This is a genomic window from Aequorivita lipolytica (genome assembly GCF_007997135.1).
GTDB classification, from domain to species: domain Bacteria; phylum Bacteroidota; class Bacteroidia; order Flavobacteriales; family Flavobacteriaceae; genus Aequorivita; species Aequorivita lipolytica.
Window position 1 is genome coordinate 241,319 of record NZ_VORU01000001.1, and the last position, 15,103, is coordinate 256,421.

The 15,103-nt window shown below is 38.0% G+C and carries 12 protein-coding genes; 9 read left to right on the forward strand and 3 right to left on the reverse strand.

Annotated features, from left to right (window positions below; translation table 11 throughout):
• Position 1 precedes the first annotated feature (1 nt).
• The gene (locus tag ESV24_RS00975; protein ID WP_111813552.1) at positions 2 to 2,656 is read right to left on the reverse strand and encodes an AsmA family protein; all 2,655 of its coding nucleotides are present in this window, start codon (positions 2,654 to 2,656) and stop codon (positions 2 to 4) included.
• A gap of 140 nt (positions 2,657 to 2,796) precedes the next feature.
• On the opposite strand from ESV24_RS00975, the gene folK reads away from it, so the two are divergent.
• From folK to ESV24_RS01015, 8 genes are all read left to right on the forward strand, one after another.
• The gene (gene folK, locus ESV24_RS00980) at positions 2,797 to 3,933 is read left to right on the forward strand and encodes a 2-amino-4-hydroxy-6-hydroxymethyldihydropteridine diphosphokinase (RefSeq protein WP_111813554.1); all 1,137 of its coding nucleotides are present in this window, start codon (positions 2,797 to 2,799) and stop codon (positions 3,931 to 3,933) included.
• 99 nt (positions 3,934 to 4,032) lie between these two features.
• Positions 4,033 to 4,962, forward strand: a complete 930-nt coding sequence (locus ESV24_RS00985; RefSeq protein ID WP_111813556.1) for a pseudouridine synthase — start codon at positions 4,033 to 4,035, stop codon at positions 4,960 to 4,962.
• 311 nt (positions 4,963 to 5,273) lie between these two features.
• On the forward strand, positions 5,274 to 6,671 hold the full coding sequence (locus ESV24_RS00990) for an arginine decarboxylase (RefSeq protein WP_111813558.1): 1,398 nt from the start codon (positions 5,274 to 5,276) through the stop codon (positions 6,669 to 6,671).
• Positions 6,661 to 7,596, forward strand: coding sequence for an agmatinase (gene speB, locus ESV24_RS00995; protein ID WP_111813560.1), 936 nt, complete (start codon positions 6,661 to 6,663; stop codon positions 7,594 to 7,596). Before ESV24_RS00990 ends, speB begins: the two co-directional genes overlap by 11 nt.
• A complete protein-coding gene (locus ESV24_RS01000; RefSeq protein ID WP_111813562.1) occupies positions 7,586 to 8,563 on the forward strand; it encodes a deoxyhypusine synthase family protein in 978 nt (325 codons plus the stop codon). The genes speB and ESV24_RS01000 overlap by 11 nt, the downstream gene beginning before the upstream one ends.
• Positions 8,564 to 8,629: 66 nt before the next feature.
• Positions 8,630 to 9,118: a type II RES/Xre toxin-antitoxin system antitoxin gene (parS, locus tag ESV24_RS01005; protein WP_111813564.1), complete on the forward strand. Its 489-nt coding sequence runs from the start codon at positions 8,630 to 8,632 to the stop codon at positions 9,116 to 9,118.
• Complete coding sequence (locus ESV24_RS01010; RefSeq protein ID WP_111813566.1) at positions 9,118 to 9,579, forward strand: RES family NAD+ phosphorylase; 462 nt, start codon at positions 9,118 to 9,120, stop codon at positions 9,577 to 9,579. Before parS ends, ESV24_RS01010 begins: the two co-directional genes overlap by 1 nt.
• Before the next feature lie 17 nt (positions 9,580 to 9,596).
• Positions 9,597 to 11,135, forward strand: a complete 1,539-nt coding sequence (locus tag ESV24_RS01015; protein ID WP_111813568.1) for a bifunctional GNAT family N-acetyltransferase/carbon-nitrogen hydrolase family protein — start codon at positions 9,597 to 9,599, stop codon at positions 11,133 to 11,135.
• Between the two features lie 30 nt (positions 11,136 to 11,165).
• Here ESV24_RS01015 and ESV24_RS01020 read toward each other — a convergent pair whose 3' ends face one another.
• Positions 11,166 to 12,575, reverse strand: coding sequence for an MptA/MptB family glycosyltransferase (locus tag ESV24_RS01020; RefSeq protein WP_111813570.1), 1,410 nt, complete (start codon positions 12,573 to 12,575; stop codon positions 11,166 to 11,168).
• 78 nt (positions 12,576 to 12,653) lie between these two features.
• Complete coding sequence (locus ESV24_RS01025) at positions 12,654 to 13,781, reverse strand: TolB family protein (RefSeq protein ID WP_111813572.1); 1,128 nt, start codon at positions 13,779 to 13,781, stop codon at positions 12,654 to 12,656.
• Between the two features lie 37 nt (positions 13,782 to 13,818).
• Here ESV24_RS01025 and ESV24_RS01030 point away from each other — a divergent pair, with 37 nt between their 5' ends.
• On the forward strand, positions 13,819 to 15,069 hold the full coding sequence (locus ESV24_RS01030; RefSeq protein ID WP_111813574.1) for a M28 family peptidase: 1,251 nt from the start codon (positions 13,819 to 13,821) through the stop codon (positions 15,067 to 15,069).
• Positions 15,070 to 15,103: the final 34 nt, after the last annotated feature.

Sequence of the window (15,103 nt, forward strand, 5' to 3'; positions counted from 1 at the left end):
TCTAATTACCGGATTTTATTTTTGTGGTATCCGTTTTCTTCTTTCCGCCTAATAATCCACCCAAAATGTCTTTTATAATTTTGGTGTTTTGTTGCTGTGTGGTTTGCTGCTTGGTAGAATCCGTTTTAATTGTACTAGAATCTTTTTTAGTGCCACCACTTAAAATATCTCCCAAAAGACCAGTACCTTGATTTATTAATTTATCTTTTTGTTTTGCTAAAAGTTGTTTGGTTAGTGTATTAATGGCGGTTTCAGCGTTCAGAGAAACTTGTGGATTCGTAAATGTACCTTTCAAACCAATAGGTAGTGCAACACTCATTGCAGCAGCATCTTGCGGACTCAGGTTTTGAAGCAGTTTTGTAACATCGCTGCCCAAATATTTGGCGGGAACATCCATTGTTACATTATAATCCATGGATTTGTCCAAGCCGTGCGTACCGGCAACGGAAACATTGATTCCCTTTACATCAAAATTGAAAGGTTTTACCTCTATTTTACCATTATTAAAAGTGAAATTAGTGCTCACATCACGGAGACTTAATTTATCTAGATTTAAGAATGAAACCTTATCTCCCAACGCGGAAAGCAGTGGCGCTTGTTGTGGATCAACTTCGGCAGTAATAATTTGTGCCAAAGCGGTGCCGGCAAGTGTGGAGAGTTTTGGAGAAAGATCGTTTGTAAGCTGCCCGTTCAATTCAAATTTAGTGTTTAAACTTCCGTGCAAGGCTTTCGCAATCGGCACCAAAAACTGAAACATTTCAAGTTTTTCAAAAGATTGGTCAATATCAATCTTGCTCAAGTCTAAGATCATTGCGAAGGTCGGCGTTTCGGTTTTTGTTGAAACATTGCCTGAAAGCGCAATATTTCCGCCAAAAATGTCTGAGGTAAAATTGCTGATTGTTATTGTTTCGTTCGCAATTGCGGCAGTTCCTTTGGCATTCTTCAATTCCAAATTATCGTAAATAACCTTGTTCGCGTTAAAATCTAAAGTAGCATCCAAAAAATCTGGAATTTTAACCGCCTTTGCAGAAGCCGTTTTTTGTGAAGTGTTTTCTTTTTCTTCAGAATTGTTTTCAGAAGAAGTAGTTTCCGAAGCCATAAAATCATTCACATTAAAAGTATTTGATTGCACGGTAAAGCGACCCTTTAAATCCTGTTTGCTAACCAAAAACGGAATGAGGTTTTGAATGTTTCCCGAAGCTTTAATGTCGGTTTGTCCGGTTGTTGCGTTTAGTTCCTTCAAAGTAAAAACGCCGGGCTGTAGCGCCAAACTAGCATTAGCAACTTTCAATTCATTTTTAAAACCTGCATCGTAATTAAAGTTCGTTAAACTCGCCGTTCCCCGTGCATCAATTTTATCGTAACGCTCTTTTTCTACAGACTCCATATCGAAATTTGCAATAATGTCAGCTTTGAAAATCCCAGTTAGTTTTTGTTCCATTTCAACAGGCAAGACCTTCTCAATATTAGCTAAATTAAGTGTTCCCTGCATTTCTAAGTTTACCAAAGCATTTTCGGTCATGTTCTTAATACTCCCATTCATTCTGAAAGGTTCACCATCAATTTTAAAAGTGAGTTTCGGAATGTTTAGGTAAGTGTCTTTCAGCAGTCCGGTTTCGTTTATTAATTGAGCATCGATAGTTATGTTCTCTACTTTTTTTGGTAAATCTGGATATTTAAATGAAGCGTTATCGCTGGCTATTTTTATATCCATCATCGGGATGTGGGTGCTGTCCACAATACCTTTCAGCATTCCATTTACGGTGAAACTGCCTGTGGTTTTCACATCGTTTATTTGCTTCACATAAGTTTCGGGAATTACGGCGAGGAAATTTTTAAAATCGGACGACGGCGTTTTAAAAGTAATATCGACTTCATTATTGGTTTCGTTCACTTGCACAAAGCCATTAAAAGTCAAGGGCAATTCATTGATTTTAGCTTCGTTTTCGAGGAAAGTATATTTTTGGTTTTTTAAATCTAGTTTAAAAATCGCATCGAGCGAAATCCGATTATTGGTCAAATATTCAATACTATCCATTTGGAAAGAAGCAAAAGCTTCGGTTTTTGTAACCAAATTGCTCATTTCCTGCGAAAGATCGCCATAGCCCTGATGCTGCACTTCGGTGAGCATCAAATAAGTTTTAGTCGCTTCGTCTGAATAATTAATGCGCGAATTTGTGACTTCATATTTTTTTAAATCAAAAGTAAAACCACCGTTTATTTGTTCTTCGGTCGTAGTAATGGGAGCGTCATTTTTTAAGGCTATATCATAATTGGTATTCCCGAGCGAATCTATTTTTATGTTTACAAAAGTTTCGTCAAGCTTTACAGCATCTACTTTTATAGCTTCGTTGCTTTTTTTGAAAAGCTGCATAATGCCCATATCCAGCGAGAGTGTCTTTCCAGTCGCGAGCGTATCACCCTCAAAAGGAGCTTTGTTGATCACACTGAAATTGTTCAATTGAAGCGAAGCATCTGGAAAGCTGCTAAAAAGACTCAAGTCAAGATCTTCCCAAGATACCGTGGCGTTTAGGTTTTCATTGATAGTGCGTTTTAGCATTTTTTCAAGACTTCCCTTGAAAATAAAAGGTGCCGCAATGAGCAACAAAATTAAAACTCCGAGAATGCTTCCAATTATTTTGAGCGCTTTCTTCATAAAAAATTTGAAAATTTATTTGTGATAATTCCTTTGAAAACAACTTCTTAAAAAACAGTTTTCAGCTAAAATTTATATCTGCTCACAAATTTACTTGGTAGTCTTTTTCTTTTCCTTAATTTCGTCTTAAATGTTAAAATTTGGATTCACCTCAGTCTTCGCATAACGTCTATCTTTCCCTTGGCAGCAATATGGGCAACCGTTTTGAGTTTCTTCAGAATGCGGTTAATTTATTGTTTGAAGAAGTGGGAAGTATTGTAAAAATTTCTTCGGTTTATGAAACTCCTGCTATGGGTTTTGAGGGCGAACCATTCTTTAATTGCGCTGTTTGGATGCAAACAGATTTGAAGCCTTCAAAAATCCTGAAAACAGTTTTGGAGATTGAAAAAACATTGGGTAGGAAGCGGAATACTTCAAAAACCTACAGCTCCAGACCCATCGATATAGACATTTTGTTTATTGACGATTTAGTAATAGAATCTGAAAAACTCACCGTTCCGCATCCTGAAATGGCGAATCGGAAATTTGTTTTGCAACCTTTGGCAGAACTCAACTCGCAGTTAATCCATCCAGTTTCTAAAAAAAATAGTATAAAAATTTTATCTGAAACCGAAGATGAAAGCGTGCTTCAAAAACAATCCAAATGGCTTAGCAACCCGATGAAGGATTATACTATTTCGAAATACAATTATATTGCTATTGAAGGAAACATTGGCGCGGGAAAAACAAGTTTATCTACTAAAATAGCAGCCGATTTTAATGCGAAGTTAATTTTAGAACGTTTCAAAGACAATCCTTTTTTGCCCAAATTTTATGAAGATGCAGCGCGGTATGCGTTCCCTTTGGAAATGTCTTTTCTTGCAGACCGCTATCAGCAGTTGGTGGATGATATTACACAGTTCGATCTTTTTAAGGAATCTGTAATTGCAGATTACGATGTAAATAAGTCACTGATTTTTGCAAGCATTACGTTGCCGGAAGAAGAGTTTTCGCTGTACAAAAAACTCTTCCAATTGATGCACAAAGAACTTCCCAAGCCGGATGTTTACATTTATTTATACCAAAACACCGATCGTCTTTTAGAGAATATAAAAAAGCGCGGACGTAAATATGAGCAAAGTATTCAGGCTGATTACTTGCAAAAATTGAACGCTGGTTATTTGGAATTCATCAAAAACCAACATTCCGAAAATATAAAAATCATCGATATTTCCGAAATGGATTTTCTGAAGAACCGAGCAGATTATTTGAAGATTTTGAAGGAAATAATTACTTGAAAAAAGTAGCAGTAGCCAGTTGCATTTAGCAGTCTTTATACTGCGCACTGAAAACTGCAACTGCCTACTAATTTTGATTACCTTTGCAAAAAATACTAAATGAGCACACAAGACAATTACGATAAAGGAAGAGGCCCCCACAAGCCCGGAAAAAATGCACGAAAGAAAACCGTGGCTCGTAAAAATGCTTCGCTAAAATCTGATTCTTTCAAGAAAACTGAAGATCAACCACAAGATCCAACAAAACCAAAGTTGAAGTTTGACAAAACCGGAAAGGAAATAGGACGTCGTGAAAAACCCGTAAAAGAAGTTAAAAAGAGCAATCCCGAAGACGGCATTCGCTTGAATAAATATATTGCAAACAGTGGTGTTTGTTCACGCCGTGAAGCAGATACCTACATTGCTACCGGCTTGGTTACGGTAAATGGAAAAATCATCAATGAAATGGGGCATAAAGTTCAATTGAATGATGACGTTCGTTTTGACGGTCGCCGACTAAACCCTGAGCCAAACACCTACGTTTTATTGAACAAACCCAAAGGTTTTGCAACCACAGACAGCAATGCCAAAGGGATGACAGTGATGGATTTGGTTGCCAACGCCACCACCGCTAAAATAAAACCTTTCGGCCGTTTGGGAAGAAACGCCACCGGACTGCTTCTTTTTACCAATGATGATGAGTTTGTGCAAAAATTCACCAAAAAAGGAATTGCACGATTATTTCATATTGAACTGGATAAAAACTTAAAAGCCGAACACCTTAAAAAAATAAAGGAAGGCGTCACCATAGAAGGCAAGGAAATAACCGTAGAAGAAATAAGTTACGTAGATAATTCACCAAAAAGTGAAATAGGACTAAAGATAAAGCACACCGGAAACAGTGTTATCAGAACTCTTTTTGATCACTTGGGTTATGACGTGGTTCGTGTAGATTGTGTAACTCTTGGCCCCTTGACAAAAAAGGATTTACCTCGTGGTCGCTGGCGAACCCTTACCGAAAAGGAACTGAGCATGTTCAGCATGATTTAAGGAAAAACGAAATTTATCCACGTTTCATTAATTATTGAAATTTTTTCGGCACATTTGTACTGTAAAATATTTAAAGGATATTATATTTAAAATGGTTGGTTTTTAAAAAACATCAGGAGCAAAGATTCTAAATGAACAACGCATTTTTACTTCCAGTCGCTGCATTGCAGCAAGTTGCAGGCAAAAGTTCCACTATAAACGCCTTGCCTATTCGCATGTAAACTTCAAGTTAATTTTTTGTTATACTTCCGGGTTTTTGGGAGATACGCAACAAGAATTTTTATTTTACACCATTCAACGAAAACAAAAGAATGAATACCAAATACATAGATTTAATAAACCAAACGTATTATTTTCCGCAGGAAGAATTCCGCTTAGGTGATAATGGACTTGAATTTCACGGCGTAGATTTAATGGAGTTGGTAGAGAAATATGGCGCTCCACTTAAGTTTACATATCTTCCGAAAATTTCAGAAAACATACATTTGGCAAAAAAGTGGTTTGCAGAGGCCATTGAAAAAAATAATTACAACGGTACATATAATTATTGCTACTGCACAAAAAGCTCGCACTTTAAGCACGTATTAAATGAAGCCTTAAAGAATGATATTCATATTGAAACCTCTTCGGCTTTTGATATTGATATAGTTGAAAGTCTAAAGAAAACAGGAAAAGTAACAGATAAAACGTATGTGATTTGCAACGGCTTCAAGCGTGAGCGCTATATTGATAACATAGCCCGTTTAATAAATAACGGTCATGAAAATTGCATTCCCATTATTGATAATTACGAAGAAATTGAGCTGCTTTCAGACAATATTGAAGGTCACTTCAATGTAGGAATTCGTATCGCTTCCGAAGAGGAACCAAAGTTTGAGTTCTATACATCGCGATTGGGTATTGGCTATAAAAACATCATTCCTTTTTACGAAGAGCAAATAAAAAATAACGAGAGAGTAGATCTCAAAATGCTACACTTCTTCATTAATACTGGTATCCGGGATACCGCCTATTACTGGAACGAATTGGTAAAGTGTTTAAAAGTGTATGTTCGCCTCAAAAAAATATGTCCTTCGCTTGATAGTTTGAATATTGGAGGCGGTTTCCCTATTAAAAATTCGTTGGCGTTTGAATATGATTATCAATACATGATCAACGAAATTTTAAATCAAATAAACATTACGTGTGCAGAGGCAGAAGTGCCCGTACCGAATATTTTTACAGAATTCGGAAGTTTCACGGTGGGCGAAAGCGGCGGTGCTATCTATGAAATCTTGTACCAAAAGCAACAGAACGATCGCGAAAAATGGAATATGATCAATTCCTCTTTCATCACAACCTTGCCAGACACTTGGGCCATCAGTAAACGTTTTATTATGCTTGCCGTAAACCGGTGGAATGAAGAATACGAAAGGGTTCTTTTGGGCGGTTTAACTTGTGATAGTGACGATTACTATAATAGTGAACAAAATATGGCAGCCATTTATCTTCCAAAGTTCCGTAAAGAAAAACCTTTGTATATTGGCTTCTTTAACACGGGAGCGTATCAAGAAACCATTGGTGGTTTTGGAGGCTTGCAGCACTGCTTGATTCCTTCGCCAAAACATATTTTGATTGACAGAGACAAAGACAATAATATAACAACCAAACTTTTTTCAGAACAACAAACAAGCGAGCAATTGCTAAACATTTTAGGTTATGAGCACTAAGACGTACGCCGGAATCCCGCAAAAATATGCGGCCCTTGAAACATCAAAAATTGTATTGATTCCAGTTCCGTATGACGGAACCAGCACCTGGCAAAAAGGTGCCGACAAAGGCCCCGAAGCATTTTTGAATGCTTCAGAAAACATGGAACTGTATGACATTGAAACCCGAACAGAGGTTTACAAGCAAGGGGTTTTCCTTGCAGATGCCATTACAGAAAATTCGTCACCCGAGGCAATGGTTTCAGAAGTACACAAAGCCACAAAAGATTATATTAAGCGAAACAAGTTTGTAACCATTTTTGGGGGTGAACACAGCATTTCTATAGGCACTATACGTGCCTTCAATGAATGTTTCGACAACCTAACCGTGCTTCACATAGATGCACACGCCGATTTGCGCAAAGATTTCCACGGAAGTGCCTGCAACCATGCCTGCGCTGTTTACGAAGCAAGCCAGACCACAAACCTTGTTCAAGTTGGAATCCGCAGTATGGATGTTGCTGAAACCCGCGTTATGGACGAGGAAAAAGTATTCTTTGCACATGATATGGCAAAAGACGAATACTGGATGGACAAAGTAATTGAGGCTTTGGGCGAAAACGTTTTTATCACTTTCGATCTTGATGCATTCGACCCTTCAATCCTTCCATCAACCGGAACCCCGGAACCAGGCGGACTTTTTTGGTATGAAACATTGGATTTCCTAAAACAAGTTTTTGATGAAAGAAACGTAGTAGGTTTTGACATTGTGGAATTATGTCCAAATGAAGAAGAAAGAGCTTCAGATTTTGTGGCGGCAAAACTTTACTACAAAATGTTGACCTATAAATTTGCAGGAACTGAAGAAGGTGACGAATACGATAACCATTTTAACGAAACCAAAAAAGGCGTTTCAAAATTTAATACTGAAGAAGATGAGTACTAGCAAGGGATCCATTTCCCAATTTATTGAAAAATATTATTTACACTTTAATGCCGCCGCCCTTGTGGATGCCGCAAAAGGTTACGAAGCTCAACTTGCAAAAGGTTCTAAAATGCTCGTGTCTCTTGCTGGTGCTATGAGTACTGCAGAATTGGGAAAGATTTTTGCTGAAATGATCCGTCAGGATAAAGTTCAGATTATCTCCTGTACAGGCGCAAACCTTGAGGAAGATATCATGAACCTCGTGGCACACAGCCATTATGAGCGCGTACCAAATTATCGCGATTTAACTCCGCAGGATGAGTGGGATTTGCTAGAAAGAGGAATGAACCGCGTAACCGATACATGTATTCCTGAGGAAGAAGCTTTCAGAAGAATCCAAAAACACATCGTAAAATTATGGAAAGATGCTGAAGCTAAAGGCGAACGCTATCTTCCGCATGAATATATGTACAAACTTCTTTTAAGTGGCGTAATGGAAGAACATTACGAAATAGATTTAAAAGACTCGTGGATGTATGCAGCCGCGGAAAAGAACCTACCAATAATTTGCCCAGGTTGGGAAGATAGTACTATGGGGAACATCTTCGCGAGCTACGTTTTAAAAGGCGAATTGAAAGCTTCTACAATGAAAAGCGGTATTGAGTACATGACTTTCTTAGCTGATTGGTACACGGAAAATTCCAAAAAAGGAATTGGTTTCTTTCAGATTGGTGGTGGAATAGCGGGAGATTTTCCAATTTGCGTAGTGCCGATGCTTTATCAAGATATGGAGCGACCTGAAACTCCATTTTGGAGTTACTTCTGTCAGATAAGTGATTCTACTACCAGTTTTGGAAGTTATTCGGGAGCCGTTCCAAATGAAAAGATTACTTGGGGCAAATTAGATATCGATACTCCAAAGTTCATTATTGAGAGTGATGCCACCATTGTAGCGCCTCTCATTTTTGCATATCTACTTGATATGTAAAAAATTGAGTTAAAATGTTTTTTAACCTAGACAAATGTCGTAAATTTGAAGACAAATGTATTTGTTATGAGTTACGATGAACAAAATATTACAATTAATGAAGTAAATGAGTCTCTAAGCCTTTATATAAAAAGTATTGATGATATGTCTGGAAAGCTTTCTTTCGCAGAATTTTTTCTAGACAAAATGCTCATCGTTCAAGCCATTAGAAAGGGACTTCCCTATAAAATTTTCAATCAAATAAAATCACTTACTCCGTTTAGCGACGCTGATTGGGCAGAATATTTGGATCTTTCTCTAAAAAGCTTGCAGCGGTATCGGGATGATAAGGATTTTTATTTCAAGCCTATCCATACTGAGAAAATATTTGAACTTGCCGAGGTTACTAATTTTGGAATGGAAGTTTTCGGTTCTTCCGAAAAATTCTATGGGTGGCTAAACGCCCATTCCTATGCACTAAATGGTTATAAACCTGGTGAACTATTAAAAGATTCTTACGGTAAGGAAATGGTAATGGCTGAACTTAACCGCATTGAACATGGTATTTTCGCCTAATGCGGGTATTTAGGCTGTCTCGAGAGAAGTATGAAAGGGATTTAAGCGGTAAAGGTGCAGCTCTTTACGGAAATCGTTGGAATTCCAAAGGTATTGAAATGCTATATACTGCTGAAAGCAGGGCACTTGCAATGGCCGAAGTAATCGTACATTTAAGCCTTGCTAGCTTGCCCGATGATTACAAAATGATTGAAATTGAAGTTCCAGACAGCATTGAAATCAAAATCCCAAAACGAAAGTATTTGGACAATAGCTGGAACACCTATCCTCCAAAATTGAATACTCAAACTATAGGAAATGCCTTCATTTATTCAAATAAATACTGTGTACTCAAAGTACCTTCTGCAGTAGTGAAAGGCGATTTCAATTATCTGTTGAACCCTAATCATCATGATTTTAAAAAGGTGAAAATTATTGAAATAGTCGATTTCCCGTTTGACAAAAGAATATTTAATCAGTAACTGAATATCAAAATTATATGGAACCACAAAAAATTGAAAATATAGAACTGAAGTTTTTGACTCTCAAAGACTACGAAGCGCTAAAATCGGCGACCATACAGTCTTATGGTGGTATGCCTAACAGCTATTGGAAGATAGATGAAATTGGAAATTTGATAGAAATCTTCCCTGAAGGACAAGTGGTTATTATGGCAGATGGCGAGATAGCCGGTTGCGCTCTCTCCATCATTGTTGATTTCGATGAATTAGGTGAAAAACACACATACAGAGATATTACAGACGATCCCACCTTCACAATTCACGACACTGAAGGTGATGTGCTTTACGGAATAGACGTATTTATCCGTCCAGACTTTCGAGGTCTCCGTTTGGGAAGAAGATTATACGATTATAGAAAAGAACTTTGTGAAAACTTAAATTTAAAAAGTATCGTCTTTGGCGGAAGAATGCCAAACTATCATTTACACTCCGATAAACTTTCTCCAAAACAATACATTGAAAAAGTAAAGCGCAAACAAATTGATGACCCAGTTTTAAACTTTCAAATTTCAAACGATTTTCACCCGGTGCGTGTTCTAAAAGGTTATCTGGAAGGAGACAAAGCTTCCGGGGAATTCGCGGTTTTGATGGAATGGGACAATATATATTACACCAAACCCGAGAAAAAACCAAAGCCTTCAGCAATAAAGAGTATTGTGCGCCTTGGCCTTATTCAATGGCAAATGCGAAGCTATTCGGGAATGGAAGAGTTGATGCACCAAGCCGAGTATTTTATAGATTGCGTTGCAGGTTACCGTTGCGATTTCGCCATGTTTCCAGAATTTTTCAACGCGCCGCTGATGGCAAAGTATAACCATTTGAGCGAGCCAGACGCTATTAGAGAATTAGCAAAGTACACCAAAGAAATTACCGAAAGACTATCCCAACTTTCAATTTCATACAATATCAATATCATAACAGGCAGCATGCCTGAAATGGTTCGTGGCAAACTTTACAACGTGGGCTATTTATGCCGTCGCGACGGAAGTGTTGAACGTTATGAAAAAATCCATGTTACTCCAGATGAAGAACGTGTTTGGGGAATGTCGAACGGAAATTCTCTAAAAACTTTTGATACCGATTGCGGAAAAATCGGTGTCTTGATATGTTACGATTCCGAGTTTCCCGAACTTTCGAGATTACTTTCGGATGAAGGAATGGACATTCTTTTTGTCCCATTCTTAACGGACACCCAAAACGGTTATTCCCGCGTAAGATTGTGCGCCCAAGCTAGAGCCATAGAAAACGAATGTTACGTAGCCATTGCAGGAAGTGTGGGCAATCTACCAAAAGTGCATAACATGGATATACAGTACGCCCAAAGCGCTGTCTTCACCCCGTGCGACTTCTCATTCCCCAACAATGGAATAAAAGCGGAAGCAACCACAAATACCGAGATGATTTTAGTGGCAGATGTAGATTTAGATTTACTACGCGAATTGCACACTTTTGGTGCGGTCAGAAATTTAAAGGATAGAAGAAAAGATTTTTATAGGTTGGAAAGGGTAAAAAAATAAAAGTTCATAAATAACGCTCCTTCCCCTTTTTCAGGGGAAGGTGGCCCCCAACTTTGGTCGGGGTCGGAAGGGGTAAATCTCCCAAACCGCAACCCCAATTACCACAAAATATTCCAAAGCCACCAACCAAAGCTTCTCATCAAAACCAACTTTTCCGTAGGCTGAATAACTCAACATGACCATAAAACTCCAAATAATCGGGAATTTATATTTTGTAAAAACGGATAGTAAAAGGGGAGTGGCAATATACCAAGGGTGAACAGTTGTTGAAAGTAAAAAGTAAAACGAAACAACAAAAAGCATAGCAATAACTAATTGCTGCGGAGTTTTATTTTTTCTGAAAAAAGCAATTCCCAAAACAAAAAGCAACACTAAAAACGGAAGAATTTTCCCAACGGTTTCAATTAAATTCCACCCCACAATCTGAAATCCAATCCAACGAATTACATAATAAACACTAGCATTAAACTCAAAATTCTGAAACCAAAGAGCGGTAGTTGCTGAAAAATTCTGAATAAATTCTGGAGAAAGAAAGGGTAAAAAAGTAAGTATTACAGTCGTTCCGATTATAAAATAGAATACCAATAATCTTTTCACAGAGATTCTAAAGATTTTTAGAACTTTTGGGGTCTTATTTTCAACTTCGAAATATTTCAAAAACAAAGGTAAAAACAAAAGCGGAATCAACTTCACCGAAACAGAAACCCCAATCAAAACCGCCGCCCAAAACCATTTTCCCTTAAATAGTAAATACAAAGCCCAAACAAAAAAGAAAAGCATCACGCCTTCAAAATGGAGGTTTCCGGTAAGTTCAATTATTATAAAAGGGCTTAAAAAATACCAAAAAATATTTTTGATTGGAAGATTTAATTTTTCCAATATTTTTTTTCCGAAGTAAAGTATTCCAACATCTGCAAAAATAATAAGCACTCGAAGAACTACCACGGAACCCAAAATACTTTTTCCTCCAAACAGTGTAGCAATAGCAAAAAATAATTGATTGATAGGCGGATAATTACTGAAATGGCTGGCATTAAGCCCCCCCATCCCATCGATTAATTGTTGGGATTGTTCAACTGTCACCTCGAGCCCTTCGACTCCGCTCAGGACAGGCTCCGTTGAAAAGTTGGGAGTAAATAAATATGGACTTACGCCCTGTAACAGCAATCTTCCATCCCACAAAAACCGATAAAAATCCTGCGAAAGATTTGGGACTGCAGCAATAAAAATAAATCGAAAAGCAATTCCGAATGCAGCTAAAAGCCAAAAGTTTAGCTTTAATTTTTCAATAAAAAGATAGGCCGTGAAAAAAAGTGCAGTGTAAAGAGATATGAGTTTTACAAAATCACTGCGCTCCAAATTATAAGCGAAACTTACATAAAAAGCGATGGAGGTTATCGCGAAGAGAAGCGGTATTTTATATAGCTTAATGAAATTCAAAAACCGTTTTATTTTAATCGTTAATAGAAATTCAAAAATCTAAAATCTAAAATCGGCAATCTAAAATCGTAAATCTCGTCAGTCTTGCCACTCAGCAATAAAAAGATTGGTATCACGGCCGCCACCATTATTTCTGTTACTTGAAAACGCCAACTTTTTACCGTCATTTGAAAAAACGGGGAAAGCATCAAAAGTTTCTCCATGTGTCACACGCTCCAGATTTTTACCATCAAGATCAATCAAATACAGATTGAATGGAAACCCTCTTTCTGCCTCAAAATTGCTGGAAAACAAAATCTTTTTTCCTGAAGGATGAAAGAAAGGCGCCCAATTTGCATTGCCCAAATGAGTAAGCTGTTTGAGTTCGCTGCCATCGTCATTGCAAATAAATAGCTCCATTTCGGTGGGCTGCACCAAACCTTGGGCGAGCAAATCTTTGTATTCTTTTATTTCTTCTTCGGTCTTTGGGCGGGAAGCTCGAAAAATCAATTTGCTTCCATCCGGTGAAAAGAACGCGCCACCGTCATAACCCAATTCGTTAGTGATTTGTTTTACATTTTTCCCATCAAGATCCATCGTGTAAAGCTCCAAATCGCCACTTCGCATAGAGGTGAAAACAATCTTATCTCCTTTTGGTGAAACGGTCGCTTCGGCATCGTAGCCAGGTTCTTTAGTAAGTTGAGCAGTAATATTGCCTTTCAAATCCGCTACAAAAATGTCGAAACTGTCATAAACGGGCCACACGTATTTTCCTTCCTTTTTCAGCGGAACTTCGGGACAATTTTCGTCTTTTAAATGTGTGCTTCCGTAAACAATATGTTCCCCGTCCGGCAGAAAATAGCTGCAGGTAGTTCGGCCTTGTCCGGTACTAATCATCGGCGGTTGTTTCTCTTGAAAATTTTCATCAGCGTTCATCAAGAACATTTGGTCGCAGTTTACGCCCCAGTTTTTATAGTTACTTTGGAAGATGAGTTTGCTATCGTCAAAACTCCAATAGGCTTCAGCGTTATCGCCCCCAAATGTAACTTGCCGAATATTTTTGAAGTGCTTTTCTTCGGGATAAATTAGGGTGTCATTTGTTTGTGGATCAAGAACGGCCATTCCCGTTTTTTCAATTTCGTTGTTTGATTCTTTTGATGTTTCTTTTACTCCATTTTTACAACTTGCGAAAAGAGATATAATAATGATTGCGTAAACTATTTTCATTTGTGTGTATTATGTATTTTTGAACAAAAGTAACAATATGCGTACAATTTTAGTGATATTTCTGGCAATGCTTATTTTTTCCTGCAAGGAAACAAAAGTGAAATCAGTAAGTATGAAAGAAGACGTCTCCGTTTTAGCTAACGATAGTCTTAACGGGAGAAAAACGGGTTCTGAAGGTGAAAAAAAGGCTGCTGAATATATTGCGACAAGGTTTGCAGATTTAGGATTGCAGCCGAAAGGAACCGACGGCTATTTTCAGAAATTTACTTTTAAGGCAAGCAAAAATCCGCATCAGGAAGCAGAATTTACTTCAGAAAAAAATGATCCTTCGACTGGGCTCAGGGTTGAAACAGGTGAAAACGTAGTTGCATATTTGGACAACAAGGCAGAAAACACTGTTGTGATTGGCGCGCATTACGACCATTTGGGAATGGGCGGCGAAGGTTCACTGTACCGCGAAGGCGAAGCAATCCACAACGGCGCTGATGATAATGCGAGCGGCGTGGCAATGATGCTTCATCTGGCAGATTCGCTCCGCTTCGACTCCGCTCAGCGACCGAAAAATAATAATTTCTTATTCATCGCTTTTTCTGGGGAAGAGGAAGGATTATTGGGTTCAAATTATTTTGTAAAAAATCCAACAATCGATACAAAAAAAGTAACCTATATGCTGAATATGGATATGGTGGGAAGGCTGAATTCTGGTAATACTTTGGCGGTTTACGGCTTGGGAACTTCGCCTATTTTGAAGCAAACAGTAAAGGCAAACGCCGGCGATTTAAACATTGTAGAAAACGAAAGCGGTGTTGGGCCCAGCGACCATACTTCCTTTTATTTGGCAGATATTCCAGTTCTGCACTTTTTCACCGGACAGCACGAGGATTATCACAAACCGAGTGATGACACCGAAAAGGTAAATTTTGCGGGAATGGAAATTGTTTCAAATTATATTTTCAGCATCATTAAAGATTTGGATTCGCAAAAGAAACTTCCTTTCAGAAAAACAAAAAACGAAAGCGAAGTGGTTCCAGATTTTAAAGTGACTTTAGGTGTTGTGCCCGATTATCTTTTCAGCGGAAAAGGAATGCGGATCGATGGGGTAAGTGAAGAAAAACCAGCCCAAAAAGCAGGACTTCAAAAAGGTGATGTTGTAGTGAAAATGGGCGAGTTTGAAGTGACCGATATGATGAGCTATATGAAAAGCCTTTCAAAATTTGAAAAGGGACAAACTGAAAGTGTTACTATTAATCGAGACGGCGAGCTGAAAGAGTTTGAGGTTACATTTTAATCAAAAAAAACCTCAAAAGTCTCAGAGACTTTTG